The organism is Bacillus sp. Xin1 (genome assembly GCF_013314535.1).
Lineage (GTDB): Bacteria > Bacillota > Bacilli > Bacillales > Bacillaceae_G > Bacillus_A.
Genome location: NZ_JABUAE010000003.1, coordinates 212893 through 238241, shown reverse-complemented (window position 1 = coordinate 238241; position 25349 = coordinate 212893). Strand labels below are relative to the sequence as shown.

Annotated in this window: 29 protein-coding genes and 3 pseudogenes; 27 read left to right on the top strand and 5 right to left on the bottom strand. The window is 34.8% G+C overall.

Annotation, left to right across the window (positions count from 1 at the left end):
- The first annotated feature begins 33 nt into the window (after positions 1-33).
- From HRG09_RS06480 to HRG09_RS06445, 8 genes and pseudogenes are all read left to right on the top strand, one after another.
- Positions 34-2130, top strand: a complete 2097-nt coding sequence (locus tag HRG09_RS06480; RefSeq protein ID WP_174099942.1) for a HelD family protein — start codon at positions 34-36, stop codon at positions 2128-2130.
- Between the two features lie 80 nt (positions 2131-2210).
- Positions 2211-2429: pseudogene (locus tag HRG09_RS06475) on the top strand (DUF952 domain-containing protein); the annotation flags it as partial.
- Positions 2430-2553: 124 nt separating this feature from the next.
- The gene (locus tag HRG09_RS06470; RefSeq protein WP_174099940.1) at positions 2554-3333 is read left to right on the top strand and encodes a serine hydrolase; all 780 of its coding nucleotides are present in this window, start codon (positions 2554-2556) and stop codon (positions 3331-3333) included.
- A 133-nt stretch (positions 3334-3466) separates the two neighbouring features.
- Positions 3467-3889 (top strand): GNAT family N-acetyltransferase, encoded by a 423-nt coding sequence (locus tag HRG09_RS06465; protein ID WP_174099939.1) that lies wholly within the window; start codon positions 3467-3469, stop codon positions 3887-3889.
- A gap of 62 nt (positions 3890-3951) precedes the next feature.
- A complete protein-coding gene (locus HRG09_RS06460; protein ID WP_174099938.1) occupies positions 3952-4311 on the top strand; it encodes an MmcQ/YjbR family DNA-binding protein in 360 nt (119 codons plus the stop codon).
- A gap of 80 nt (positions 4312-4391) precedes the next feature.
- The gene (locus tag HRG09_RS06455) at positions 4392-5003 is read left to right on the top strand and encodes a DUF4241 domain-containing protein (RefSeq protein WP_174099937.1); all 612 of its coding nucleotides are present in this window, start codon (positions 4392-4394) and stop codon (positions 5001-5003) included.
- 151 nt (positions 5004-5154) lie between these two features.
- Positions 5155-5634, top strand: a complete 480-nt coding sequence (locus tag HRG09_RS06450) for a PRK06770 family protein (RefSeq protein ID WP_174099936.1) — start codon at positions 5155-5157, stop codon at positions 5632-5634.
- 238 nt (positions 5635-5872) lie between these two features.
- Positions 5873-6262: a ribosomal maturation YjgA family protein gene (locus HRG09_RS06445; RefSeq protein ID WP_174099935.1), complete on the top strand. Its 390-nt coding sequence runs from the start codon at positions 5873-5875 to the stop codon at positions 6260-6262.
- Positions 6263-6331: 69 nt separating this feature from the next.
- On the opposite strand, the gene HRG09_RS06440 is transcribed toward HRG09_RS06445, so the two are convergent.
- Positions 6332-6784: a GNAT family N-acetyltransferase gene (locus HRG09_RS06440; protein WP_174099934.1), complete on the bottom strand. Its 453-nt coding sequence runs from the start codon at positions 6782-6784 to the stop codon at positions 6332-6334.
- 233 nt (positions 6785-7017) lie between these two features.
- Between HRG09_RS06440 and HRG09_RS06435 the strand changes: the two genes are divergently transcribed.
- A complete protein-coding gene (locus HRG09_RS06435; RefSeq protein WP_174099983.1) occupies positions 7018-7242 on the top strand; it encodes a hemolysin XhlA family protein in 225 nt (74 codons plus the stop codon).
- Between the two features lie 234 nt (positions 7243-7476).
- Here HRG09_RS06435 and rpiA read toward each other — a convergent pair whose 3' ends face one another.
- Both rpiA and HRG09_RS06425 read right to left on the bottom strand, forming a co-directional pair.
- Positions 7477-8139, bottom strand: coding sequence for a ribose 5-phosphate isomerase A (gene rpiA / locus HRG09_RS06430; protein WP_174099933.1), 663 nt, complete (start codon positions 8137-8139; stop codon positions 7477-7479).
- 16 nt (positions 8140-8155) lie between these two features.
- Positions 8156-8476, bottom strand: a complete 321-nt coding sequence (locus HRG09_RS06425; RefSeq protein ID WP_174099932.1) for a 2Fe-2S iron-sulfur cluster-binding protein — start codon at positions 8474-8476, stop codon at positions 8156-8158.
- A gap of 147 nt (positions 8477-8623) precedes the next feature.
- Here HRG09_RS06425 and HRG09_RS06420 point away from each other — a divergent pair, with 147 nt between their 5' ends.
- Both HRG09_RS06420 and clpP read left to right on the top strand, forming a co-directional pair.
- Positions 8624-9322 carry an RNA polymerase subunit sigma-70 gene (locus HRG09_RS06420; RefSeq protein WP_174099931.1) on the top strand — a complete coding sequence of 233 codons (699 nt, stop codon included), beginning with the start codon at positions 8624-8626 and terminating at the stop codon, positions 9320-9322.
- 21 nt (positions 9323-9343) lie between these two features.
- Positions 9344-9925: an ATP-dependent Clp endopeptidase proteolytic subunit ClpP gene (gene clpP / locus HRG09_RS06415; RefSeq protein ID WP_097836015.1), complete on the top strand. Its 582-nt coding sequence runs from the start codon at positions 9344-9346 to the stop codon at positions 9923-9925.
- Between the two features lie 52 nt (positions 9926-9977).
- Here the strand turns inward: clpP and HRG09_RS06410 are convergent, their stop codons facing one another.
- Positions 9978-10835 carry a glycine betaine ABC transporter substrate-binding protein gene (locus tag HRG09_RS06410; protein ID WP_174099930.1) on the bottom strand — a complete coding sequence of 286 codons (858 nt, stop codon included), beginning with the start codon at positions 10833-10835 and terminating at the stop codon, positions 9978-9980.
- Between the two features lie 350 nt (positions 10836-11185).
- On the opposite strand from HRG09_RS06410, the gene HRG09_RS06405 reads away from it, so the two are divergent.
- The 7 genes from HRG09_RS06405 to HRG09_RS06375 all read left to right on the top strand — a co-directional run bounded on the left by HRG09_RS06405 (position 11186) and on the right by HRG09_RS06375 (position 16005).
- Positions 11186-12391 carry a quaternary amine ABC transporter ATP-binding protein gene (locus tag HRG09_RS06405; RefSeq protein WP_174099929.1) on the top strand — a complete coding sequence of 402 codons (1206 nt, stop codon included), beginning with the start codon at positions 11186-11188 and terminating at the stop codon, positions 12389-12391.
- On the top strand, positions 12384-13223 hold the full coding sequence (locus HRG09_RS06400) for an ABC transporter permease (protein WP_174099928.1): 840 nt from the start codon (positions 12384-12386) through the stop codon (positions 13221-13223). The genes HRG09_RS06405 and HRG09_RS06400 overlap by 8 nt, the downstream gene beginning before the upstream one ends.
- 244 nt (positions 13224-13467) lie before the next feature.
- Entirely contained in the window at positions 13468-13890 is a 423-nt protein-coding gene (locus HRG09_RS06395) for an HIT family protein (RefSeq protein ID WP_174099927.1), read from the top strand.
- 40 nt (positions 13891-13930) lie between these two features.
- Positions 13931-14767: a PP2C family serine/threonine-protein phosphatase gene (locus HRG09_RS06390; RefSeq protein ID WP_174099926.1), complete on the top strand. Its 837-nt coding sequence runs from the start codon at positions 13931-13933 to the stop codon at positions 14765-14767.
- A gap of 2 nt (positions 14768-14769) precedes the next feature.
- Positions 14770-15216: an NUDIX domain-containing protein gene (locus tag HRG09_RS06385; protein WP_174099925.1), complete on the top strand. Its 447-nt coding sequence runs from the start codon at positions 14770-14772 to the stop codon at positions 15214-15216.
- A gap of 21 nt (positions 15217-15237) precedes the next feature.
- On the top strand, positions 15238-15603 hold the full coding sequence (locus HRG09_RS06380) for a DUF4181 domain-containing protein (RefSeq protein ID WP_174099924.1): 366 nt from the start codon (positions 15238-15240) through the stop codon (positions 15601-15603).
- A gap of 45 nt (positions 15604-15648) precedes the next feature.
- Positions 15649-16005: a DUF4181 domain-containing protein gene (locus tag HRG09_RS06375; protein ID WP_174099923.1), complete on the top strand. Its 357-nt coding sequence runs from the start codon at positions 15649-15651 to the stop codon at positions 16003-16005.
- A 73-nt stretch (positions 16006-16078) separates the two neighbouring features.
- Here HRG09_RS06375 and HRG09_RS06370 read toward each other — a convergent pair whose 3' ends face one another.
- Complete coding sequence (locus HRG09_RS06370; protein WP_174099922.1) at positions 16079-16924, bottom strand: oxidoreductase; 846 nt, start codon at positions 16922-16924, stop codon at positions 16079-16081.
- Between the two features lie 67 nt (positions 16925-16991).
- Here HRG09_RS06370 and HRG09_RS06365 point away from each other — a divergent pair.
- From HRG09_RS06365 to HRG09_RS06325, 9 genes and pseudogenes are all read left to right on the top strand, one after another.
- Positions 16992-17117 (top strand): annotated as a pseudogene (locus tag HRG09_RS06365) (MFS transporter); the annotation flags it as partial.
- A 147-nt stretch (positions 17118-17264) separates the two neighbouring features.
- A pseudogene (locus HRG09_RS06360) lies at positions 17265-17432 on the top strand (MFS transporter); the annotation flags it as partial.
- Positions 17433-17659: 227 nt separating this feature from the next.
- Entirely contained in the window at positions 17660-18145 is a 486-nt protein-coding gene (locus HRG09_RS06355) for a DinB family protein (RefSeq protein ID WP_174099921.1), read from the top strand.
- A 408-nt stretch (positions 18146-18553) separates the two neighbouring features.
- On the top strand, positions 18554-19552 hold the full coding sequence (locus HRG09_RS06350) for a thiamine pyrophosphate-dependent dehydrogenase E1 component subunit alpha (RefSeq protein ID WP_174099920.1): 999 nt from the start codon (positions 18554-18556) through the stop codon (positions 19550-19552).
- A 17-nt stretch (positions 19553-19569) separates the two neighbouring features.
- The gene (gene acoB, locus HRG09_RS06345; RefSeq protein ID WP_174099919.1) at positions 19570-20604 is read left to right on the top strand and encodes an acetoin:2,6-dichlorophenolindophenol oxidoreductase subunit beta; all 1035 of its coding nucleotides are present in this window, start codon (positions 19570-19572) and stop codon (positions 20602-20604) included.
- A 27-nt stretch (positions 20605-20631) separates the two neighbouring features.
- The gene (locus HRG09_RS06340; RefSeq protein ID WP_174099918.1) at positions 20632-21837 is read left to right on the top strand and encodes a dihydrolipoamide acetyltransferase family protein; all 1206 of its coding nucleotides are present in this window, start codon (positions 20632-20634) and stop codon (positions 21835-21837) included.
- 15 nt (positions 21838-21852) lie between these two features.
- Entirely contained in the window at positions 21853-23232 is a 1380-nt protein-coding gene (lpdA, locus tag HRG09_RS06335; protein ID WP_174099917.1) for a dihydrolipoyl dehydrogenase, read from the top strand.
- Between the two features lie 341 nt (positions 23233-23573).
- Positions 23574-24410 carry an alpha/beta fold hydrolase gene (locus HRG09_RS06330; protein WP_174099916.1) on the top strand — a complete coding sequence of 279 codons (837 nt, stop codon included), beginning with the start codon at positions 23574-23576 and terminating at the stop codon, positions 24408-24410.
- 244 nt (positions 24411-24654) lie between these two features.
- The gene (locus tag HRG09_RS06325; protein WP_174099915.1) at positions 24655-25203 is read left to right on the top strand and encodes a GNAT family N-acetyltransferase; all 549 of its coding nucleotides are present in this window, start codon (positions 24655-24657) and stop codon (positions 25201-25203) included.
- Positions 25204-25349 lie beyond the last annotated feature (146 nt).

Sequence of the window (25349 nt, the reverse complement as noted above, 5' to 3'; positions counted from 1 at the left end):
AAAATTTCGAACGGACAGGAGGGAGTCATCATAATGAGCAACATATTTGAAGAAGAATTACAGCGGATGAAAGAAACTTTATCTACAATGGATGAGCAGTTAGATAAACTAGAAAAGGTTCCAGTTTATTATGGAGAGGATTTTAAAGAGCAAATCCTTGAAAGTATGAGGGAGTCAAGTCGAAGAAACTTACGTGTTGGTGTGCAAGATCCATACTTTGGACGGTTAGATTTTCAGGAAGATGGACAAGACGAGCCAATGCCAATTTACATTGGTAAAGTAGGGGTGTCGGATGAAGAAACGATGAAACCAATTGTTATTGACTGGCGTGCACCTGTTGCGAGTATGTTTTATTCATTTACTGGTGGTGAAGAACTGGCTTTTTATCATTCACCAGATGGATTAGTGGAAGGCGATGTGTATTTAAAAAGAAACATTGCCATTCGTAAAAGAGAACTAGAACGTGTTGTTGATACATATGTAAAAGGAAGTGAAGATGTATCTCTTGCAGATGATTTTCTTCTATATCGATTAGGTGAAAATAAAGATAACAAATTAAAAGATATCGTTTCAACGATACAATCGGAACAAAATGATATTATTCGTGCAGAGAAGAATTTACCACTTTTGATTCAAGGAGTTGCAGGGAGCGGGAAAACAACAATCGCTTTACATCGCCTTGCTTTTTTAATTTATGAATATCGTGAGCAGCTTGAGGCGGAACGAATGATTGTATTTGCTCCCAACAGTTTGTTTTTAGATTATATCTCTAGTGTACTTCCTGAACTTGGCGTCGGAAATATTAAACAAACAACATTTCAAGATTGGGCACTGCGCACATTAGATGATGCAGTGAAGTTAAAAGATACGGAAGAAAAATTGAAAGAAGCTTTTTCAATAAATCGCGATGATAAAAAGGTTATGCTTGGTAAATTAAAAGGAACGATGAAATTCAAGGGATTTATTGAAAAAAGTATAATTCACTTTGAAGAGAATTTAGTGCCAGAAAAAGATTTTGAGGCATGGGATCAAGCTATTATTACAGTAGAAGAGATCAAAAAATGGATGCAAGTTGAATATAAGCACTATCCATTAGCGAAGCGTAGAGAACGATTAGTTGGTCGGATAAAGCGCTGGATTGAGATCGAACTCAAGAAGTTTGAAGGAACGAACAAGAAAAAGGAATTAAAAAAAGAAGCTACAAAGAGACTAAATGCCTATATGAAATTTTGGCCTAAAATGAGCCCGTTAGCATTTTATAGTTTGATGATGAAGCAAAAAGAAATATTAGAACTTTTGCCTGAAGAACTTGTTCAAGAAACAGAAAAAAATTGCCGTAAAAAAGAAGTGTATGTAGAAGATTTAGCGCCTCTTATTCATATTCACTATCGATTGGCAGGTATTGAAATCGGGCAAAAATTCCACCATGTTGTAATAGATGAAGCGCAAGATTTTTCACCCTTCCAAATTTGTATTCTAAAAGAGATTACAATGGGTAACTCGTTTACGATTTTAGGAGATTTATCGCAAGCGATATATGATTATCAAGGAATTGAAGACTGGAATGACTTTAAAGAAGTGTTTCAAGAAACAGGTTACTATGAATTGACGAGAAGTTATCGTTCTACAAAAGAAATTATTGAGTTTGCAAATGAAGTCATTAAAAACGCGGACATTCCGGTAGGGCTTGCAACTCCTGTTTTTCGTAGTGGTGAGAAAGTAAAGGTTATTTCTACAGACGATCAATTTGCGGAGAGTGTAAAAACACTACAAAAAATGCAACGTGAAAATGTGAAGACGATTGCTGTAATAGGTAGAACAGATGATGAGTGCCGTGATATATATGAGAAGTTAACAGCTGCAGGAATCACTGTTAATGTTATCGAAGCGAACCAAAGTAAATATGAAGGTGGTATTTCAGTTGTACCTGTCTATTTGGCAAAAGGTTTAGAATTCGATGCTGTATTACTTATAGATGTAGATGCTATGCATTATAAAGGAACAAAGCATGATGCTAAATTATTATATGTTGGATGTACGAGAGCACTTCATGAATTACGGATTTTCTATTCTGGAGAAGCATCACCGTTAATTCAAGGAATACAAGAAGAGTTTTATGAAAGTAAATAGAAGCTGTTTAAGAGGATTTTCAAGTAATAAGCGAGAAAATCCTCTTGTTTTTTTAATAATAGGGAAGAAGGAGATCGAATATGATTACAAAGATAATGAGAAAAAATGCATGGGAAGTAGCAAAAATAAAAAGAGAAATAATTGAAGACTCACTTACAAAAGAAGGGTTTATTCATTGTTCTTTTTTAGAACAATCGCTTGAAGTTGCAGAAAAGCATTTTCGTGCGGAAAAGGAGTTGGTATTACTTTTCATTGATCCGTCATTGGTTGCTGCGGATATAAAATATGAATTGGCGTCTATGTTTTACCGGTAGAGTTAGAACAAAAATAATAGAATACATTTGTTAACCTCATAAAAGGATTTTTGATTCGTATTATCGAAATACTGAAAGGGATAAAACGAAATCGAGAAGAGGCGTACAAATGGAGGAAGTAATCAAGAAAATAAAGGAGATAAAATCAGGTCAGGTAGGTATCGTTGTTTATTCAGCAGAAAGTCAAAATATTGTTGCTTTATATAATGATGATATAGTGGTTCCATTAGCGTCGGCAGCAAAAATTGCAATTGGATTTGCTGTAGCTAAAATGATTGAAGAAAAGCAGGTTCGCTGGAGTGATGAAATCGACAATATAGCATTTAGTTATAAAGAGGATAGTAAAGAAATATATCCACATTTGCAGGGAAGAACAGTGTTAACACTCAGAAATGCTGTGGAAGTAATGATTGCATGTCATGACAATTTTATTGCACAATCTGTTGTGGGCTTTTGCGGGGGATGGGAAGAAGTAAATAAAAGAATTCAAAGTTCTTTTTCAAAGATTAATATTACGAAAGACCCCAGGGATGTGAAAAACGTTGGGAACTTAAAACAAGTTCTTAAACTTTTAATTCGTATATTCCAAGGATATGAATCGAATCCGGTATTATGGGAACCAATTATAAATGGAATGGTGAGACAACAAGGGAACTATGAGGGAATACCAGGTTACCGTTTGGCACATATGACAGGTGGATTACCTACTGCTTTTATAAATATCGGTATACTAGGAACATTTCATGAAAATCCATTGCTTTATGTGATTGGCGGAATGGATTTACCAAATCGTTACGAGAATCAAGAAGTTGATTCTAAAATAATGGAGGTTTTAAGATATCTGTATAAAGAGTTTGTTAGAAGAGAAATAGAATATATTGATATATGAGAAAAAGGATTTTTTATTGTTAGCATTTCGGCTAGAAAAAATAAAGATAATTAAATAGTGTGGACTAAAAGTTTCTTAAGTAAAAGAGACTTTTAGTCCTTATTTCATTAATTAGGAAAGGACGTATGATTATATGGAAATTACCGAACAGTACACGCCAAACGAAAGTGAGTATATAAAAAATAAAGTAATTCAATACAATATGTCTGTACTACCAAATGAAGTGAAAAGCCCATTAGAGCATGTAAGCTTTCTAGTAAAAGACGATGCTGGAAAAATATTTGGAGGCATAACAGGAACGATGTATTTTTATCATCTTCATATTGATTTTTTATGGGTGGATGAGTCAGTACGCCATGAGGGGTATGGTAGTCAATTATTAAATAAAATCGAAGAAATGGCAAAAGAAAAAGGATGTAGATTAATACTGCTTGACTCATTTAGTTTTCAAGCACCTGAATTTTATAAGAAGCAGGGGTATAGAGAGTTTGGGGTAGTAGAGGATCATCCTAAAGGGTATAGCCAGCATTTTTTAGAGAAACGTTTAGAGATATAACATAATTATATTATGTAACTTTGTAATCGGAGCATCAATAAATGTAAGAGGTGAAGAAAACATTGAAAGCAACACGTACATACTGCCTTTCAAAAAGAAAAGTAACGGAAGATTCTCCAGATGGATGGAATGCAACATGTATGAAAATTTATAATAAAATATTTGCGATTGTAAATCATGAAAAAGGGGAAAAAGCAGCGATCACATTGAAATGTGATCCCAATGTCGCATTGCGAATTCGAGAAGAATATCCGGATTCAATTATTCCTGGTTATCATATGAATAAAAAGCATTGGAATACAGTTTATATAAATAAGGGCTTAGGACAAGAGGAAATTAATAAAATGATAGATTGGTCTTATGATTTAGTTCTGCAGTCTCTTTCGAAAAAGATGCAGAAAGAGATTTTGGGAGAGGAATAAACGGTGTCTTATCCATTCGATTGCCTTACACTTTATTAAGTAAATTCTACGAATAAGAAAATGAAAGGAAGAGAAATATTATGTCAAAACTACTACATGAATTATCCAAACCGAATAGTGAGGTTTTACGTTCTGAAGTATTAGAGCACTTAAAAGTTACTTCCGGGAAAATCATTGCTTGTGATCCTCTTATTTTTCATAAAAATCACTTCGAACATACAATTCAGCCCGGTACATATCCAGTTGTGGCTTGGTGGAACGACGGCTTAATTGCGGGCGCTGAATTGAAATTAGCTGAATCAAAGGTGACTGAGTGGAAGATGGCAACAAAACTAGGGCAGAATGTAAGTGAACTAGAGGAAGGATATATTTTTGGTTACCCAGTCGATACAGGATTAGGATGTTTTGCAGATGTTGAAGCAATTGATAAATTAGAAGAAATAGAAGATAGGCTACAACAAGAATTAGGAGACGAATTTATAAGCTTGTATGATGATTTGATAGACGATATTCTAACAGAACATGATGATGAATGGGGAAACTGTGTAGTTTGTGAGGAAACAGGAAGTAATGTGATTATGTTCCGTTCCGGTTATGGTGACGGTTTTTATCCTTCTTATTGGGGGATTGATGAGAAGGGTAATATTGTTTCAATTGTTACTGATTTTAATGTGTTATATAACGAGGATTGAGAATGAAAGAATTGCTGTTTTTCATGAGATAAATTAGATTTCTCAGAGGGATTTAAATGTACCTAGTAAAAAACATAATTGCAAATGATACGTTATATAAATCTCGTAATATAAATATAGGTATATAGTTCTTTTTTAGGGGAGAAGAGATTTGAAAAAGTGGAGTAAAATCATATCAATCTTAGTTATTACTATAGTTACTGGTATTTTTATTGGTTACAGAGTGGGTACGTATGTAGGTTCAGACAGTGAAGAAAGGCAGACTGAGAGCGTTAAAGGGGAAAAGATAACATTTGACCTCAATTCTGATCGTCATATAATTAATACAATGCACAAAATGACTCATCAAAAAGTATTATCTCAGGAAAAGCAAGGATTTATCAAAATGACTCCAGAAAACATCGAAGAAGTGCGAAGAATGGTTGATGAAAGTAATAGTGGAACCTTACAACATAAAGAACAGTACCTCAAGATTTTGACCCGTTGGTATGAAGGTGATTTCTCTCAAGCGGTTAAGGAGCATAATTTATTATGGGAATGGGAAAATACTAGCAATGGTAAAGCATACGAATTAGCTACACCGGAGCAAGAAGAAGAATACATTCTAGAACAAGCGAAGTCTGAAAAATAATAAAGGTGTAGCGTCACATTACTATCAATCTAAGATGACTTTATACCATAATTCATAGAAAGCGTTATTCTTATGTAGAAATACACAGAAAGAATAGCGTTGTTGTATGAATCTATTGATTGTAGATGAATTTCATTTGTTCGTTGAAGAACTACAGCGAAATCTATATGCATATATTCTTCAACAACTTGCACAAGAGATGTTTTTTTAGTTTGTTGCGATAAGAGAGGATTTAAGAATGGATTATAAACGAAATAGACTACTGTATGCGGTATTAACTATAACAGTAATCATCTTAGGATTGGCATCAAGAAAATTTACATACGCTTTACCAGATCTATTGAATGATTACTTAGGAGATGCACTCTGGGCTCTTATGATTTTTATTGGATTTGGCTTCCTTTTTCATAAAATGGGGACCAAAAAAGTTGCTTTATTGAGTTTGCTATTTTGCTATGGGATTGAAATGAGTCAATTATATCATTCTGAATGGATAGATAATATTCGTGCAACGACTTTAGGGGGACTTGTATTAGGGTATGGATTTTTGTGGAGTGATTTATTGGCTTATACAATTGGAGTTGGTGTTGGTATGCTTTATGAATTCGTTTTTCAAAATAGATTATAAGTGTGACAGTAGTATAATAACAAAATTTTAAAATCCCTTTTCAAAAGTGTGAAAAGGGATTTTAATTTATTATTTTATAACTTTATTAACAGATAAATCTTTCGTCATAAGAATATGTGGAATACCATCTTCCATAAATACATCCGATGAAGTTTGATAACCAAGTTTATTGTAAAATCCCTCTGCATGTGTTTGCCCATGCAGTTTCACCTTAGAGATCTCTTTTTCTCTAGTAATCTCTTCTAATGTTTGAATAATGATTTTACCTAAACCGTATTTTCGGAAGGGTTGTAATATACAGATTCTTTCTAGTTTACCAATGTTATCAACGAATCTAATACGCCCAGTTCCTACAGGCATTTCGTTAAAATAAACTAAAATATGATGACATACATCGCTTAGTGTATCAAATGTATCAAATTCATCTTCTAGAGGAACACCTTGTTCTTTAACAAATACCTCTTTTCGAATGTGAAAGGCAATTTCTAAATCAGTTATTTCTTTTATTTGTTTTGATTGCAACTTATTCAGTCCTTTTTGGTAGGTTCGGAAAATTATGATACTGTTTTTATATCATTTATATAAGAGTATAAATGATATACACTTTTATATACTAGGGTGTATTATTATTTTATTTTATATGTACTAAGAAATGTATTGGTATACACATTCACATCGAAAAACTTGTCTCATATTATATAGAGATAGATGTTTCACTTAAAGGATGTGATGACATGAAAAGTTCAGATGAAGAGATTCAAGATTTGCATGAAGAAATTGATGATTTAAAAGTAACAATTAAAGAACTTACAAAAGATATTCGACTTATAGAAATGCGTGTACTTATAAATAAAAAAGATATAGCGACAATTAATAAACAATTAGAAAAAATTAAAATGAATACAACTTGGAGTTTGAGAATTATTATAGGTGCAGTTTTAACAGGGGTATTGGGTTTAATAATAAAGGTAACATTATAATTTGAACTACTCTCACTTTCACTTCGTTTAGAAGTGAAAGTGGGAGATGAATGGTCTATTTTAGATGAAATTAGTGTTAATTTTTCTGGTTTTTAGAATGTGAAACCCTGGTTACTTGAATTAGAGAAAACATATAGTGATTTTCTGTGAAAAGGTATATATGACAATATAGCAGTTTTAACAAATAGAATTATAATGAAAAGGCTGACTATAATTATACAGCCAGCCTTTTCATTATAATTCTTTTATACCGTTTTCCGTAGCAATAATCGCTGTATCTACCATATTAATAAATAAACCAGTTTCAATTACACCAGTTATCATTTTTAATTGCTGATGAGCTTCAATCGGTTTGGTTATTTGGTTTGGAAAAACACAATCTAAGATCATATTGCCATTGTCTGTTATAAATGGTTGATTGTTTTGGATACGCAAAATCGTCTGGCAACCTAATGATTGAATTCGTTTTGAAGTTTGTTCCCAAGCGAACGGTACGATTTCAATAGGAAGAGGAAATAGACCTAAATCTGTTACAAGTTTTGATTCATCAGCAATTATGATTAGTTTTTGAGAAGACACAGCAACTATTTTTTCACGAAGAAGAGCACCACCGCCCCCTTTAATTAACTGTAAATCCGGGTTAATCTCATCAGCACCATCAATCGTAAGATCAAGAGAATCTATTTCACTTAAAGAGATTAAAGGAATAGAAAGTTGCTCCGCTAAATTCTTCGTTTCTATTGAAGTAGGTACAGCTTGAATCGTTAAACCTTCACTGACTAGCTGTCCTAATTTTTGGATTGTCCAGTATACAGTGGAACCAGTGCCAAGGCCGATATTCATTCCATCTTTTATAAAATCAACAGCGTATTCACCAGCTAAACGTTTTAAGTTCATTATCATTCTCCCAAAGTTATTCCGCAGGTCGTGGTCCAGCGTCTAATCCGGAATTTTCAACTGTTAATATGGGACGAACAGTAAGGTCTGTATGTACGTACATTTGACATGACAATCGCAAATGATCTTCAATACCTTTTTCTGTAATCGCATTTTTTTCAACATGTGTTGGTTCCTGAAAATCTCCATCTATAATTTCAACGCGGCAAGTGGTACAACGTGCTTTCCCTCCGCAACGATGAAGAATATTGACACCATTATCTTCAAGTGCTAGTACTAATTTTGTTCCTTCTTTTACATCAAACGTGCCACTACCAATAACGGTTAATTTTGGCATATTATTGCCTCCTCATGTAAAATTCTACATAACATATTTATGACCCCATTTTCGTAATCGTAAACGTTGTAAAATTTTTTATCAGACCCGTAACTTTTTTATCGGTAAAATCGTTTATAAAGTAAGCGCTGAAAAGGAGTGGTTATTTTGTGCACAAAAGTAACTCGAATGTTAAAAAATCATATCGATATGAATCATTCAAATATAAACTTTATCATTGAAAATTATGCGGAGTTAAAAAGGTACTGTACGTTTTTAACAAAAAGCAAATGGGACGGAGAAGATCTTGCCCAAGAAACGGTTTGTAAAGTACTCCAAAAATATGTAGGTGCAGAACATAAAGAGGTTTGTATTACGCTTCTATATAAAATTGCTCGAAATCAATGGCTAGATCAAATGAAAGCAAAATCAGTTAAGAAGAAATTAGAGCAGGAGATTACATTTGAAGAACCACATGAAAAAATTGCTGATGTGCATGAGATGGCGGAGAAAGTTTTGTCTTTATTAAATGTACAGCAATCCGTCATCTTCTTATTAAAAGATGTTTTTCAATATAGTTTATCCGATATTGCGGAGATATGTTCAATATCAGAAGGTGCAGTAAAGGCTTCGTTGTTTCGAAGTAGAAATAGATTGAAAACGGTAAGTGAAGAAGAGGTGATTGAATTAGGAGGGCAGGAGGATGATGTTGAAGTAGTTGTAACAGCTATTCGTGAACAAAGACCCGAATTGTTGACAAAACTTCTTCCAACAATCGACTTTACACATCTATCATCGAAGCAGCCAGTACTACTATTCAATACGAAAACACCTTCTTCTTACGGTTATATGCTGTGCGCAGCTTAAAAAGTAGATGGAGGGATTATGATGAATGCAATTCCGTATGTTGTAGAACAAACAAAATTAGGAGAGCGCTCCTATGATATATATTCAAGGTTGTTAAAAGATCGTATTGTTATGATTGGATCAGAAATTAACGATCAAGTAGCAAGTAGTGTAGTGGCACAGTTATTATTTTTAGAAGCAGAAGATGCGGAGAAGGATATTTTTCTTTATATTAATAGCCCAGGTGGTTCCACTACAGCAGGATTTGCGATATTGGATACGATGAATTTGATTAAACCAGATGTTCAAACACTTTGTATGGGATTTGCAGCGTCATTTGGAGCATTATTGTTGCTTGCTGGAGCAAAAGGAAAAAGGTTTGCGCTTCCAAATAGTGAAATTATGATTCATCAGCCGCTTGGCGGAGTGAAAGGGCAAGCGACAGAGATTGAAATAACCGCAAAACGAATATTAAAATTAAAACACGATATTAACAAAATCATATCGGATCGAACAGGTCAGCCGATTGAAAAGGTAGCTCTTGATACAGAAAGAGACTACTTTATGACAGCGGAAGAAGCGAAAATATATGGTATTGTTGATGCTGTAATTGAAAAAAAATAACAAAAACAGGCCAGAGAACATTGGGATCTCTGGCCTGTTTTTGTATAATAAATTAATCTTTTGTCCATGTATCCACTAATGCTTGATTCTTTTTAATCCAGTTTCGTGCAGCTTCTTCAGGATCCTTTATTTTATTTAACATAACCATTAAAGTACCAAGTTGCTCATCATTCATTTTCCATTTATCGAAGTATTTCACAATTTCCGGATAATCTTTTTCAAATCCTTTTCGTACAGAGTAATAAATGTCGTCTTTTTCACCATATACTTTCTTAGGGTCTTTTAAATATTTTAAATCAAATTCTGAAAATCCCCAGTGTGGATTCCAAAGCGTTACAGCGATTGGTTTCTTTTGTGTATATGCCTTTTTTAGCTCACTCATCATTGCTGCTTCTGAGGATTGGACAAGTTTTAGCTTTATATCATATTCTTTCATTGCTTTATCCGTTAAATTCATAAGGCTACTACCAGGTTCAATACCGACAATCTTATTATCAAATTCATCCTTATGAGCATTTAAATCCTCGATGCTGTTAATGTCTTTCATATAAGAAGGGACGACTAAACCAAGCCCAGTTCCTTCATACCATTTTGATTTTAAGACAATGTCATTTTTATACCGATCATTTAAGAGTTTATCGGTAACCGGAAGCCATACTTCTAAGTTTGCATCAACATCACCGCGGGCGACACCAGTCCAAATGGCTGCTTTTTCTAAATACATGAGTTCAACTTTATAGCCTTTTTGTTCTAATAAAACTTTCCACATATTTGCTGCCGCAATATTTTCTTTCCAACTTGTTACACCAAGTTTAATTTTCCCTTTCATATTTGCATTCGTAGCATTACAAGAGGTAATAATCATGCTGATAAATAACAAAATGCTTATAAGCCATATTTTCCGTTTCATTGAATCCTCCCGTTTCATAAATAAAAATTGTTTTGTTTCATTTTGTATAGCATTGCTTTTATGAATAAATCTATAAGTGAACCTTCTTATTATGAACGGAAACAAGAATTTTAAAAAAAGCTTAATAATCCTATATAAATGGGCGGTGATATTCTCGCCTTAAAATTTATCCAAAACAACAAAGTTAAGTAGGAAATCAATTGCTCGTAAAAGTTCGATTCGTGAGGGCTAATAATTAGTGGGGATGACGCTCCCACTGATTAAAGTTTCACTTTATGTCATTTCTATGTAATATTTCTGTTTAAAATCGTTACACTATGTGAATAGATAGGCAGAAAAGGAGTCGTTGTATGGGAAATGCAAAAGTTCGTGTTGAAAATGTAACGAAGGTTTTTGGAAAAAACCCGCAAAGAGCAGTTGCACTACTAAAAGAAGGAAAAAGTAAATCGGAAATATTGAAAGAAACAGGAATGAATGTTGGTGTGAAAAAAGCCACTTTTGAAGTAAACACGGGGGAAATCTTTGTAATTATGGGATTGTCCGGAAGCGGAAAATCAACACTTGTACGAATGTTAAACCAGCTAATTAAACCAACTGCGGGTCATATTTATATAGATGGAGAAGACATTGCAACGATGGGGAAAGAAGCGCTTAGGAGAGTTAGAAGAACAAAACTGAGCATGGTCTTTCAAAAGTTTGCGTTGTTTCCGCATCGTACAGTTATACAAAATGTTGCCTATGGTTTAGAGATACAAGGAGTTCCAGTAGAGGAAAGAGAAGAAAAGGCACTGGAATCACTTAAGTTAGTGGGATTAGATCATCATAAAGATAGCTTTCCGGGACAGTTAAGTGGAGGAATGCAGCAACGTGTTGGGATTGCAAGGGCTCTTACGAATGACCCAGATGTTCTTCTCATGGACGAGTCATTTAGCGCATTAGATCCACTGATTCGAAAAGAAATGCAAGATGAATTGTTAGAGCTCCAAGATAAAATGGAAAAAACAATCATTTTTATTACGCATGATTTAGATGAAGCGCTCCGAATTGGCGATCGTATTGCGTTAATGAAAGATGGAGAAATTGTACAAATCGGAACGCCTGAAGAAATTATGATGAGCCCTGCGAATGAGTTCGTAGAGAAATTCGTTGCGGATGTGAACCTAGGAAAAGTCATTACTGCCGAATCGATTCTGAAAAGACCAGAAACATTATTAATTGATCGTGGACCACGTGTAGCGCTGCAAATTATGAGAAATGCGGGTGTGTCCACTGTATATGTAGTCAATAAAAAGCATGAATTTTTAGGTATTTTAACGGCAGATGATGCGAGCAAAGCGGTACACAAGCAATGGCCAATTGCTGATTTGTTAATAAAAGATATTTCTCATGTTTATTTAGATACATTGCTAGAAGAAACATATGCAAAAATGGCAGAGATGAAGTTTCCATTACCAGTTATTGATGAGAAAAATAGGCTAAGAGGGATTATCAAACGTGAAAGCGTCATTCAAGCACTCGCAGGAAATATTGAGGAAGAGGTGAATAAAAATGAATAGTATTCCTCGTATTCCGTTAGGTGAATGGGTCGATGCGTTTGTAGAGAGTTTATATGCAAACTTTGAAGGACTGTTTCGAGGATTTTCGTATGTCATTGGCGGTTTTGTTGATTTACTTACGAATCTTTTATCAGTGATTCCAGCACTTTTAATGATCATAATCGTATGTTTTCTCGTTTGGTATACAACACGTAAAATATCTTTAGTGGTTTTTACGTTAATCGGCTTATTATTTATTTTAAACATTAACTATTGGGGACAAACGATGCAAACATTAGCACTTGTTCTTACATCAGTCATTATTTCCATTATTGTTGGGATTCCAATCGGCATTTTAGCATCGCAAAATGAACGATTTTCAAAAATTTTAAAACCAACGTTAGACTTTATGCAAACAATGCCAGCCTTTGTGTACCTTATCCCAGCAATTACATTCTTTGGAGTGGGCGTTGTTCCAGGCATTATTGCATCTGTTATTTTTGCGATGCCACCGACAATTCGATTTACTGACCTTGGTATTAGGCAAGTGCCAGAAGATTTAATTGAAGCTGCAAATGCATTTGGTTCAACTACATCGCAAAAGTTATTTAAAGTTCAGTTACCTCTCGCAACGGGAACTATTATGGCTGGTGTAAACCAAAGCATCATGCTGTCCTTATCAATGGTTGTTACAGCTTCACTTGTAGGAGCACCAGGACTTGGGGTAGATGTATATCGTTCTGTAACCCAAGTAAATATTGGAATGGGATTTGAAGCTGGACTAGCTATTGTAGTCATTGCGATTGTATTAGATCGGATTACACAAGGATTTCATAAGAAAAAAAGAGTGTAAAAAGAAATGAAACACGCATTGTAAGCGAGGTTACGATGCGTGTTTTTTATTTGAATGAAAGTATAGAATGAAACAGGGTTACATACACACAATTACCGAACCTCCAGCTGGTGCACACACTTGATTTTGCTGTTGTTCCATCGATTTTATTATAGGAATATAAAATGATTTTCTTCTGAATAATCTGAAATATACGGTGTTTTATGGTATTATTATGGTAAATTTAAGGAATAGAGGAATATACATGTCTACACAAAGTCACTTTGAAAAACACTGTTTTATATGTCAGAAACATAAAGGAGAAATTAAGGTGCCAGGCGGGGCGATCTATGAAGATGAACTCGTATATGTAGGGCATGTTCATTGGGGGGAAGAGGAAACATATCTTGGGTATGTAATGATTGATATAAAACGGCATATACCAGGATTAGCTGAATTAACAGAAGAGGAAGCGAAGATTTTTGGATTAGTTACAAGTAGGGTCAGTCGAGCATTAAAAGAACGTGAGGGTGCAGAACATATATATGCTATCGTTTCTGGTAATGGTGCAAACCATATGCATATGCACCTCATTCCTCGTTACCCAAATACACCGCAGGAATTTTGGTCTCCGACAAAGATAGCAAGTTGGAAAGGTGCACCTCATGGACAAGCAGAAAAAATATAAAAACTATGTGAAAGAATACGAACATATATGGTGAACGAGTATGCATATAACAAATAACAGACAATATTCATGGGTTGGTAGCGACGAAATGTATTTAGGGGAAACTTCAGTTCAGCAACATGGTGAGATAGTGCTTGGTAGATATGGTGGAAATACGAGTGCAGGCGCAAAGAAGAATGAAGACGGCGCTTTTGTTTGGTCAAATGGAGACTGGGAATTTGCGATGATATTAGATGGACACAATAGTGCAGAAAGTGTCGCTTTAGTAGTACATACAATAAAAAATGAATATGAAAATATAAAAATTTTATTAGAAGAGCCTATCGAAACAGCATTTCGTTCTGTTGAAAATCATATCCTTACACTTTTTCAATCGGATTCGTTCAAACAGGCGTGCGAGCAAGTAAAAGGTGAAACAGCTTGTTTGATTTGTGTACGAAAAGAAAATTATATTTGGTGGTTTTCTATCGGGGATTGTCTCGTTTACGTATTGCATGAAGAGCTACATAAACTAGGACAACATGCACTAAATCAACGTCATTTTTATGAATGGATTGGGCAGATCAATACATTTTCTTTACCAGTTCCTTGTTATTCATCTGGTGTTCGAGAATTACGTAAAGGGAAAAATAGAATTGTCATGGTAACGGATGGTGTACTAGAATGCGGAGAACGTCGTTATGAAAATTCGCATCATTTATACGAAGATATGTATGAAAATAACCTGGAATTAACGACATGTGTTCAAAATGTTTTAAAACATGTACATCATCAGTTTGGACGAGATAGTGCAACGATGATTAGCTGGGACTTTGAAAACTGTACGTATGCTACTTATCCGAGTGATCAACCAGAGAAAAAGTTAGAAAGAGACTAGAAATGAAAAGACCTGTACTACGAGCGGAAGCTCTTATCATAAATGAGGGTTATTCTAGAGTTCTCGTTCAGTGTGATAAACAAGAAACATTTTACCGTTTTCCTGGTGGATCTATTGAATTTGGTGGAACAGCAAGCGAAGCAATTAATCGGGAGTTATTGGAGGAATATGATCTACAAGTTCAAGTGGAAGCATTAGCGATTGTAAATGAACATATATTTCAAGTTGATGGGAATTCCTATCATCAATATACGTTATTTCATTGGTGTAAGCTGGTAACGGAGATCAATGAAGTGTTAGTTCATAAAGAGCATGAAAATATTATTCTTACATGGAAAAATATACGAGAGTTGAAAGGTAAACCGACGTATCCCGAGGGAATTGTTTCTTTAATAGCATCAAAATACGATAATGTATCGCATTTACTTACAAAAAGGACATATCTCTAATCAAAGGGAAGGAGAGAGTAGATGTCTCTCGAGAAAGTGATTGCATTAATTCTACTTGTCATATTATTTTGGTTTTCAGAGAAAAAGATAAGAGGGCAACTAAAGATACCAAGGCAAACGGGATGGAAAGCACGACATATTAATAAACTTCATAAATGGGGAGAAAGGTTAATTCTCTTTTCCTTTTTAGTTATGATATTGATTTGTTCTTTTTCTTCAAATAATCTCATTCTAACTTATCTATTATTTATCTTTTGTGTTATATTTTATAGCTTTGGGACATGGATAGAATGGAAGTATAACCGGGAATCAAAAGAATATGTAATTTCTTTCTTGTTTATTTTGTTTTATCTCATATGCATTTTTGTTCTGTATTTTTTATCCTAATATATTTATACGGTGCTGAATGTGATCAAGAGGTGAGGTGATTTCGTGTTTTGGAAACTTGCAATCGTCATCATTGTTGCACTTTTTTTATTTGAAAAATTGTTAAGAAAAAAATTACATATACCTAGGAAACATAGCTTTATATATAAGCCAGTAAATAACATTCAAAAATGGGGAGAAATTAGCATTTTTATGATTTACTTAATCACGAGCTTCATTTTGATAATGAATTTTGATTATAAGAATATAGGTTACTTATTTTTTATATTTTTCATCGCATTACATGTTTTTCGAACATTTATGGAATGGAAATATGATAAAGAATCAAAGGAATATGTAATTTCTTTTTTGGGGGTTATATGTATAATGATTTCATTCAGTGCTGTAATATATTTGTTTTAAATGAAATAAAAACAAGAGCAGTTTCTTTTTATTTGAATACATCAAACTTGTAACTGCTCTTGTTTATTATGTATCATTTCATTTTCTTAAAACTTCTAAGTACATGAAACTCCCACACTCTCCACGGAAGAATTTTTTTCACAACCATCATCAATTTTACGCCTTTTCCAATTGGATATCGAAGTGTTGTGTGTTTTGCTTCAGCAATCGTTACAATTTTTCTTGCAACATCTAGAGGATTGCCAAATGTATCGCTGCCACTATTAATATGATTCTGTATTTTATCCATATATTCTTTATAGGGAGAGGATGTTTCTACATAATTTTCAGCAAGTTCTTTACCAACTTCCCATATGTTTGTGCTATAGGAACCTGGCTCGATCAAAGAAACATCTATCCCAAATGGTTTTACTTCTAAGCGGAGAGATTCGCTCCAACCTTCTAATGCGTATTTTGAAGAAACATAGGGGGATAAACCAGGAAACCCAACTTGGCCACTAATACTACTTACATTAATAATCTTTCCACTTTGTTGTTTTCGCATATAAGGTAATACAAGTTGAGTTATGGAGATTGCTCCAAATACATTTGTCTCAAATTGTCTGCGATATTCTTCTACCGGAATTTCCTCTATAAATCCACCGCTCGCATACCCTGCGTTATTGACGAGAAGGTCAATTCGTTTTAATTCTTTTAAAAATGATTGAAATGTATGTATAGATTTTTGATCTGTTACATCTAGTTGATGGATTTTGATATTTTTTTGTAAGTGTAATGCAGTCGCTTGAGATAATAATTCTGTTTGTTTATGAAGATTACGTATTGTAGCGATGACAAGATAGTCTTTCTTCGCAAGTTCAAGGGTGGTTAAAAGGCCAAATCCACTGGAGGCACCTGTAATAATCGCGATTTTATTCATTTTCCGCTCACTTTCTTTTTTCTTACATCATAACGATTTACGTGTAGAAAATCTATTATTCTCTTACATTATATCGGCAATCATTTTGGGATTGAGTTTATGGGGGATTTTATTGTTAATTCAAGTTACGGCCTCTAAGCAAGTATCGCCAAAATATGATTCGATGGCGATTGGTTTTATATCTGTATTTTATCCCGCATTAACGGACAGTAACACTCCCACCTCAAAATTCAGCGAAAGCAAAGAAGCTAGGTGGGAGATGAACTGTCCGTAAAAGCCCGATTGGTTCAACTAATAATCAGTGGGGATGAAGAAAACCCCACTGATTAAAGTTTCACTTTATGCGATAGGACAAATGGTTGGGCCAGGGATTGCAGGTTGGATTATTGAAAAGGTGAGCTTTGCGGCGGCATATGGGTTAGGTGCTCTCGGTTTCTTAATTAGTTTATGTATTATTGGGTTGCGTTTGAAAATAGAAGGTCGTATCGATTCGGTATCTGTGAAATAGTAAATATTATGTGTTGTGTGATAATAAATTTACGAATGCCAGTAATAACGGGTAATTCTCAATTTGAATTAAAAAAGAGGGTTGTATTAGTCTAGTAACGAAATAGAAAAATGAAATGAATATTATATATGTCTTGTTCGGTATATATAAAGATTTAGGATGTTTGAAGTGGGTATTAGGTTTTCATCGGAATAAATCTAAAGCAGTGTATGAAGGAGTGTGGGAAGTTGTTTCATGCCAAGGATGTTTTATCTGATCAGTTGTTAGCCAACGCCAATGACCCTAGTTGGTACCTTCCGTTCTCAGAATCAGTTAAGAATTTGTCTGAGGAAGAAGCGTTTTGGAAACCTAATGAAGGGTGTAATAGTATTGCTGAAATTGTACAGCATCTATTTTATTGGAATACAACATGGCAAACTAGATATAATAAATCTCATGTTAATGCCGTTCCTTCCATCGAGGATAATAGTAAAAGCTTTATAGTTCCGGATGATCAAACATTTGATAATTTGAGAGAGCAGCTACTAGAGGTACTGTTGCAATGGCAAAATCTATTAACTGAAGAAAAAGTTGAAAGTGATGTAGATGGACTTCCTATGTCTGCAAAGTGGTGGGAAGTACTGGCAAATGTAACAACTCATAACGCACATCATATTGGTCAAATTATTTATATTCGGAAGCTGCAAAAGAGTTGGTACCGAAGAAGTAAGTGAGAATTTTACAGATTAATAGTTTGCTTTTGTACAGAAAGTTGATTCGGGATCCGAAAAATACAATACTCAATCATAAGAATACGTTGCGACAATAATAATTGTTGTGTGGTAATTAAAATTGTTAATTAAAAAAATAAAGTTTACTATATAAAAGATAAAAACAGCTCTCTTCGGTATTGAAGGGGGCTGTTTTTATCCCGTATTAACGGGCGGTAAGTGGCGTTTTAAATTCGTTTATTTTTATTGTTTTCTAACACTGTGAACAAAAGTGGACATAACGAGACAATTGTCTCATTATGTCCACTTTTTTCTCTTTTAAAAAGAGAAAAAGCCTAGCATTCTAACGTTTTAAATTTGGCACGATACTTGCAGTTTAAAAGGTGAACAAGAAAATAGGAGGGCTGAAACATGTTAAAAACAACTGAAAGTAAAGGGAATGAAATGACAAAAGAACAAGTTCGTTGGATGTACGAAAAAATGTTAGAGATTCGTAAATTTGAAGATAAGGTGCATGAATTGTTCGCGCAAGGTGTATTACCAGGTTTCGTTCATTTATATGCTGGGGAAGAAGCGGTAGCAGTTGGTGTGTGTACCCATTTAACAGATAGTGATAGTATTACAAGTACACATAGAGGCCATGGGCATTGTATTGCAAAAGGTTGCGATTTAGATGGTATGATGGCTGAACTTTTCGGAAAAGCAACTGGATTATGTAAAGGAAAAGGCGGCTCTATGCACATTGCCGATTTAGATAAAGGAATGCTTGGTGCAAACAGTATTGTAGGAGGTGGATTTCCACTTGCATGCGGTTCTGCATTAACAGCAAAGTATAAAGGGACAAAGGATGTAAGTGTTTGTTTCTTTGGAGATGGAGCAAACAATGAAGGAACGTTTCATGAAGGTGTGAATTTAGCTGCGATTTGGAAACTGCCAGTTATCTTTGTTGCTGAAAATAATGGTTACGGTGAAGCTACACCGTTTGAATATGCGTCTAGTTGTAAATCAATTGCGGATCGTGCGAAGGCTTATAATATTCCTGGTGTTCGCATTGATGGAAAAGACCTTCTAGCTGTATATAAAGCAGCGGAAGAAGCGGTTGAACGTGCGCGTAATGGAGAAGGACCAACTTTAATTGAATGTATGACATATCGAAATTACGGTCACTTCGAAGGGGAAGCACAAACATATAAAACAGCGGAAGAAAAAGAAGAACATTTAAACGAGAAAGATGCGATTGTCAATTTCCGTAAACATTTAATTCATGAAGGATTATTAACAGAAACTGAGCTTGTAAATATGGAAAAGGCAGTCGATGAAGCAGTACAAAAAGCAATTGAATTTAGTGAGAAGAGTCCATATCCAACTGATGAAGAATTATTAACGGATGTGTATGTTTCTTATAAATAAGAGGAGAGTGAAGAATAATGACTAGAACTGAGAGTATGTCAACTGCAATTAATGAAGCGATGAAATTAGCGATGCGCCGTGATGAAAATGTTATTTTAATGGGGGAAGATGTTGCGGGCGGTGCGCAAGTAGATCACTTACAAGATGACGAAGCATGGGGCGGTGTCCTTGGGGTTACAAAAGGACTAGTTCAAGAATTTGGCCTCGAGCGTATTTTAGATACGCCAATTTCTGAAGCTGGTTATATGGGGGCTGCGATGGCTGCTGCTGTCACAGGATTACGTCCAATTGCTGAGTTAATGTTTAATGATTTTATTGGAAGCTGTTTAGATCAAGTGTTAAACCAAGGAGCAAAATTCCGTTATATGTTTGGCGGAAAAGCGAAAGTGCCTGTTACAATTCGGACGATGCACGGCGCTGGATTTAGTGCAGCAGCGCAGCATTCTCAAAGTTTATACGCGTTATTTACAAGCATTCCTGGCATTAAAGTTGTCGTTCCGTCAACGCCATATGATGCAAAAGGTTTATTACTAGCAGCCATTGAAGATGATGATCCCGTTATCTTCTTTGAAGATAAAACGCTGTACAACATGAAAGGTGAAGTTCCGGAAGAATACTATACAATCCCATTAGGGAAAGCGGATATTAAGCGAAAAGGATCCGATGTGACAATTGTAGCAATTGGAAAACAAGTCCATACGGCATTAGAGGCCGCAGAGAAGTTAACGAAAAAAGGGCTTGAGGTAGAAGTAATTGACCCGCGCTGTTTATCACCACTTGATGAAGAGACAATTTTAGCATCTGTTGAAAAAACAAATCGCTTAATTGTGATTGATGAAGCGAACCCAAGATGTAGCATTGCAACGGATATCGCGGCAATTGTTGCAGATAAAGGTTTTGATTTGTTAGATGCACCAATTAAACGAATTACAGCACCACATACACCGGTTCCGTTCTCACCGCCACTTGAAAAATTATACTTACCGACACCTGAAAAAGTAATTGAAACAGTATCTGAAATGATTGGAGACCGTTCTTTATTAAATGTATAACGAAACAATGAGAAGGGAGAGAGAACAATGGCTGTAGAAGTTGTAATGCCGAAATTAGGAATGGCAATGAAAGAAGGGATTGTAACAGCTTGGAATATAAAAACAGGCGATAATGTTACGAAAGGCGAATCGATTGCAAGTATTAACTCCGAAAAAATCGAAATGGAAATTGAAGCCCCAGCGGATGGGACTGTTTTAGATATAGCGGTAGGAGAGGATCAATGCGTTCCTCCTGGTACTGTTATTTGCTATATTGGTAAACCGAACGAAGCAGTGCCACAGCATGAAGAGAATTCTGCTTTAGAAGATCCAGCACCTAAAATAGAACCGCCTACCCAAAATGTACAGCATCCAGAACCATATGCGAAAGAAGGAACAAAACAAAGAATTAAAATTTCTCCAGTAGCTAAAAAAATTGCAAGTGCTGAAAATCTTGATATTACGAAGCTAGTAGGAACAGGACCTGGAGGAAGAATTACGAAGGTCGATGTTCTAAAAGTGGTAGAAGAAAAGACTGCAATTCCAAAAGTAGCTGAGCAAGAACAAAGTAAACAAATTCCTGTTACTGGTATGCGTAAAACGATCGCAAGTCGCATGCATACAAGTTTACAAAACAGTGCGCAATTAACATTAACAATGAAAGTGGATGTGACAGATTTAATCGTCCTACATAAGCAAATGACAGAAGTTGTTCAAAAACGATATGAAAATAAATTAACAATTACAGACTTTGTTTCTCGAGCTGTTGTTTTAGCATTAGAGGAGCACAAAGGAATGAATAGTGCGTATATCGATGACACAATCCATCAATTTGAACATGTTCATTTAGGTATGGCAGTTGCATTAGAAAATGGCCTAGTTGTACCAGCAATCCGCTTTGCGAATAATTTATCGCTTGTGCAATTGTCTAAAGAAATTAAGACGGTTGCAGCAAAAGCAAGAGAAGGTAGTCTAAGTAGTGATGATATGCAAGGTACAACATTTACAATTAGTAATTTAGGTGTGTATGGAATCGAATATTTCACACCGGTATTAAACATGCCAGAAACTGGAATTCTTGGTGTAGGAGCGATTGAACATGTTCCTGTATATAGAGGAGAAAAATTACAAAAAGGCAGTATTCTACCTTTAAGCTTAACATTTGATCATCGTGTATTAGATGGTGCACCAGCCGCTGCATTTCTGCGTACGATTAAACAATATTTAGAAGAGCCAATAACAATTCTTTTATAAAAAGAAGGTGAGAGAATGAGTAAATTAGCTGTAATTGGCGGGGGCCCAGCTGGATATGTAGCAGCAATTACTGCTGCTCAAAATGGGAAAGAAGTTGTTCTCATTGAAGAAGATGTGCTTGGTGGTACATGTTTAAACGTAGGGTGTATGCCGACAAAATCGTTGTTAGAAAGCGCAGAAGTACACGATATAGTGAAACATGCAAAGGAATTTGGAGTAAGGCTTCCTCAAGATGATATTTTAATTGATTGGCAACAAATGCAAAATCGGAAACAGAAAATCGTTACACAGCTTGTACAAGGTATTCAATATTTAATGAAGAAAAATAAAATTAAAGTGATAAAAGGAAAAGCTCGCTTTCAAACGGATCATCGTTTACAAATTATACAGGGTAGCAAAGAAGAAACTGTAGATGCGAATCAATTTATTATCGCATCTGGATCAGAGCCTACTGAATCGCCCTTTGCACCGTTCGATGGGGAATGGATCTTAAATAGTAGTCATGCAATGTCCCTGGAATATATACCAACATCATTACTGATTGTTGGTGGGGGTGTTATCGGGTGTGAGTTTGCTAGTATTTATAGTAGGCTTGGGACAAAAGTAACAATTGTTGAAATGGCATCGCAAATTTTGCCTGGTGAAGATGAAGATATCGCAAGTATTTTAAGAGAAAAACTAGAGGGTGATGGTGTTCAAATTTTTACTGAAACAAGCTTGAAAGGTTTGAATAATCATAAGAAACAAGCATTGTTTGAAAATAAGGAGGGCTCTCATGAACTAAATCCAGAGTATGTTCTTGTTTCAGTTGGTAGAAAACCACGTGTGAATGAATTGGGACTTGAAACAGCGGGCATAGAATTTTCGAGTAAAGGCATTCCTGTAAATGAACACATGCAAACGAACGTTTCACATATTTACGCAGCAGGTGATATTATTGGTGGAATCCAGCTTGCTCATGTCGCTTTCCATGAAGGAGCTACAGCTGCACTACATACGTGTGGTGAAGAAGCGAAAGTGAATTATCACGCAGTACCGCGATGCATCTATACAGCACCGGAAATCGCAAGTGTTGGTTTAACTGAAAAAGATGCACGTAATCAATATGGAGATATTCTCGTTGACGAATTTCCATTTAACGCAAACGGAAAAGCGCTTATTCTAGGAGAACAAATTGGAAAAGTGAAAGTAATTGTTGAGCCGAAGTATCAAGAGATTGTTGGGATTTCGATTGTGGGGGCTCGTGCAACGGAACTAATTGGACAAGGAACTGTCATGCTTCATACGGAAGTAACAGCTGATATCATGAGAGATTTTATCGCAGCGCATCCAACGTTATCAGAGGCAATTCATGAAGCTGTGTTACGGGCGATAGGGCATGCTGTGCATGTGTAAATACTATGCTTGGAAAAGAACAAGTTTTATATAAAACTTGTTCTTTTTGTTATATGACCAAATTGCAAAATAATTAGGCAATGCTATGATATAGACCCTTTATTTGTAAGTAAAGACAATGAAAACTGAAAAATCAAAGTTGTCAGTTATTGCTTAAGTGCTATATAATAAGAACGTATATTCTGTTAATTGGATACAAAGTTCTTTTTTTAATAGATTACCTCTAGAAAAAGTGCTTAACTTATTATGTTAAACTTTATTGGCTGTAAATCAGCCTTTAAAGCACGGTCTAAGTTGAATGAAGAAATGAAATCGAAAGTTTTTTATAAGGAGGATTTCTAATGATATGCCACATTAAAGATGCACAAATATATTATGAAATAATTGGTGAGGGAAAACCTGTAATTCTATTCCACGGATGTTCTGTCGATCATAGGTTGATGATGGGATGTATGGAATCAGTGTTTCATAGACATGCAGGTTATAAGCGCATTTATATTGATTTACCAGGTATGGGAAAATCGACTGCACCTAATTGGATAAACAGTTCTGATGTTTTATTGGATGTCTTGATTTTAGTTATTGAAAAAATTATTCCCGATGAAAATTTCCTTCTCGTGGGAGAATCATATGGCGGATATTTATCTAGAGCAATACTTTCAAAAATGTCTCAGCGAGTAGATGGTTTATTGCTCATATGCCCTGTTATAATTGCGGTTCATAAAGCTAGAACAGTTCCAAAGCATAATAGGATTATAAGTGATGATGAATTTTTAAATAAACTTTCATCGGATGAAAGAAAGGAATTTTGTGAGCTAGCAGTGATAGCAAATGAATATACATATAATCGGTATAAAGAAGAAATCAAACCAGGGCTTACAACAGCTAATACAAAGTTTGTAGAAACACTTCAAAGTAATTATACGTTATCATGCAATACAGATGGACAAAAATACGACAAACCAGTTCTTTTACTCGCTGGGAGACAAGATATAATTGTAGGATATCAAGATTTATTAGAGGTTATAGAAGAGTATCCACGAGCAACATTTGCTGTTTTAGATATGGCTGGTCACAACTTACAAATTGAACAACCTGAGTTATTTGAGAGTTTAGTCAGGGAATGGATGAAACGAATAGAGAATAGCAGTCTTGATAATTTGTATGAAAAGCAATAGAAGATTCGTTGAATTAAAAGGATCACCTTTATAAGGTTATTTCGGGGAGAAGCATGTGTAAAAAACGGCCTGTATTATAGATTGTCAAGTAATCTATGGTAGACTAATATTACCGATATTTACCATGTGGAAAATATCCTATGGAAATAAATTAGGATAGGTTATTGGGTTAGAATTATATTGAGTTATAAAGATTTTTATCCATTGTAATATTTAAATCAACTTCATATCAAAGGAGTATACCATGATAATTAACAAACAAGAATTTTATGTAAATGGGGTCAATTATACTGTTAGATCCGCACTTGAAAAAGATGCAAAAGATTTGTCTAATTTACGATTACAGATTGATGGCGAGACCGAAAATATGGATAGAGAAAAAGGAGAGGCATTCATAGATATACCAGGGTTTAAAGAAATTATAAAAAAGGATACTGAAAGTCCGAGGAACTTATTTTTAGTTGCTGTAGTGAATGATCAAATCGTCGGGTTTTCAAGATGCGAAGGAGTGTATTTAAAGAGATTCTCTCATAAAATAGAGTTTGGAGTATGTGTATTAAAAGAGTTTTGGGGACACGGGATTGGTAAAAATCTTTTACAAAAGTCTATTTCTTGGGCTGACACCAATGGAATTAAAAAGATTACTTTGAATGTGTTGGAAATAAATGAGCAAGCTATTAAACTGTATAAAAAGTTAGGATTTGAAGTTGAAGGGGTATTAAAAAATGATAAAAGGCTTGCTGATGGCGGATATTATAATACGATCCTTATGGGGCGATTTAACGGGGAATAGTTTATAAATTTATATATAAAGGAGAGAGGACCTTGCAATTTAGAATGAAATTTTATATAAGTATCGTTTCTACTATTTTGTTCATTATAGCAAGTACTATATTTTTTCAGAACAATCATCCAATAAAATGGCTATGGGTGTTTATT

Coding starts and splice junctions, on each gene's coding strand:
- HRG09_RS06370 (WP_174099922.1), bottom strand. CDS start 16,924: ATGAATAAAATCGCGATTATTACAGGTGCCTCCAGTGGATTTGGCCTT.
- HRG09_RS06405 (WP_174099929.1), top strand. CDS start 11,186: ATGGGAAATGCAAAAGTTCGTGTTGAAAATGTAACGAAGGTTTTTGGA.
- HRG09_RS06385 (WP_174099925.1), top strand. CDS start 14,770: ATGAAAAGACCTGTACTACGAGCGGAAGCTCTTATCATAAATGAGGGT.
- HRG09_RS06325 (WP_174099915.1), top strand. CDS start 24,655: ATGATAATTAACAAACAAGAATTTTATGTAAATGGGGTCAATTATACT.
- HRG09_RS06425 (WP_174099932.1), bottom strand. CDS start 8,476: ATGCCAAAATTAACCGTTATTGGTAGTGGCACGTTTGATGTAAAAGAA.
- lpdA (WP_174099917.1), top strand. CDS start 21,853: ATGAGTAAATTAGCTGTAATTGGCGGGGGCCCAGCTGGATATGTAGCA.
- HRG09_RS06330 (WP_174099916.1), top strand. CDS start 23,574: ATGATATGCCACATTAAAGATGCACAAATATATTATGAAATAATTGGT.
- HRG09_RS06400 (WP_174099928.1), top strand. CDS start 12,384: ATGAATAGTATTCCTCGTATTCCGTTAGGTGAATGGGTCGATGCGTTT.
- HRG09_RS06465 (WP_174099939.1), top strand. CDS start 3,467: ATGGAAATTACCGAACAGTACACGCCAAACGAAAGTGAGTATATAAAA.
- HRG09_RS06455 (WP_174099937.1), top strand. CDS start 4,392: ATGTCAAAACTACTACATGAATTATCCAAACCGAATAGTGAGGTTTTA.
- HRG09_RS06340 (WP_174099918.1), top strand. CDS start 20,632: ATGGCTGTAGAAGTTGTAATGCCGAAATTAGGAATGGCAATGAAAGAA.
- clpP (WP_097836015.1), top strand. CDS start 9,344: ATGAATGCAATTCCGTATGTTGTAGAACAAACAAAATTAGGAGAGCGC.
- rpiA (WP_174099933.1), bottom strand. CDS start 8,139: ATGAACTTAAAACGTTTAGCTGGTGAATACGCTGTTGATTTTATAAAA.
- HRG09_RS06445 (WP_174099935.1), top strand. CDS start 5,873: ATGGATTATAAACGAAATAGACTACTGTATGCGGTATTAACTATAACA.
- HRG09_RS06395 (WP_174099927.1), top strand. CDS start 13,468: ATGTCTACACAAAGTCACTTTGAAAAACACTGTTTTATATGTCAGAAA.
- acoB (WP_174099919.1), top strand. CDS start 19,570: ATGACTAGAACTGAGAGTATGTCAACTGCAATTAATGAAGCGATGAAA.
- HRG09_RS06350 (WP_174099920.1), top strand. CDS start 18,554: ATGTTAAAAACAACTGAAAGTAAAGGGAATGAAATGACAAAAGAACAA.
- HRG09_RS06410 (WP_174099930.1), bottom strand. CDS start 10,835: ATGAAACGGAAAATATGGCTTATAAGCATTTTGTTATTTATCAGCATG.
- HRG09_RS06390 (WP_174099926.1), top strand. CDS start 13,931: ATGCATATAACAAATAACAGACAATATTCATGGGTTGGTAGCGACGAA.
- HRG09_RS06480 (WP_174099942.1), top strand. CDS start 34: ATGAGCAACATATTTGAAGAAGAATTACAGCGGATGAAAGAAACTTTA.
- HRG09_RS06470 (WP_174099940.1), top strand. CDS start 2,554: ATGGAGGAAGTAATCAAGAAAATAAAGGAGATAAAATCAGGTCAGGTA.
- HRG09_RS06380 (WP_174099924.1), top strand. CDS start 15,238: ATGTCTCTCGAGAAAGTGATTGCATTAATTCTACTTGTCATATTATTT.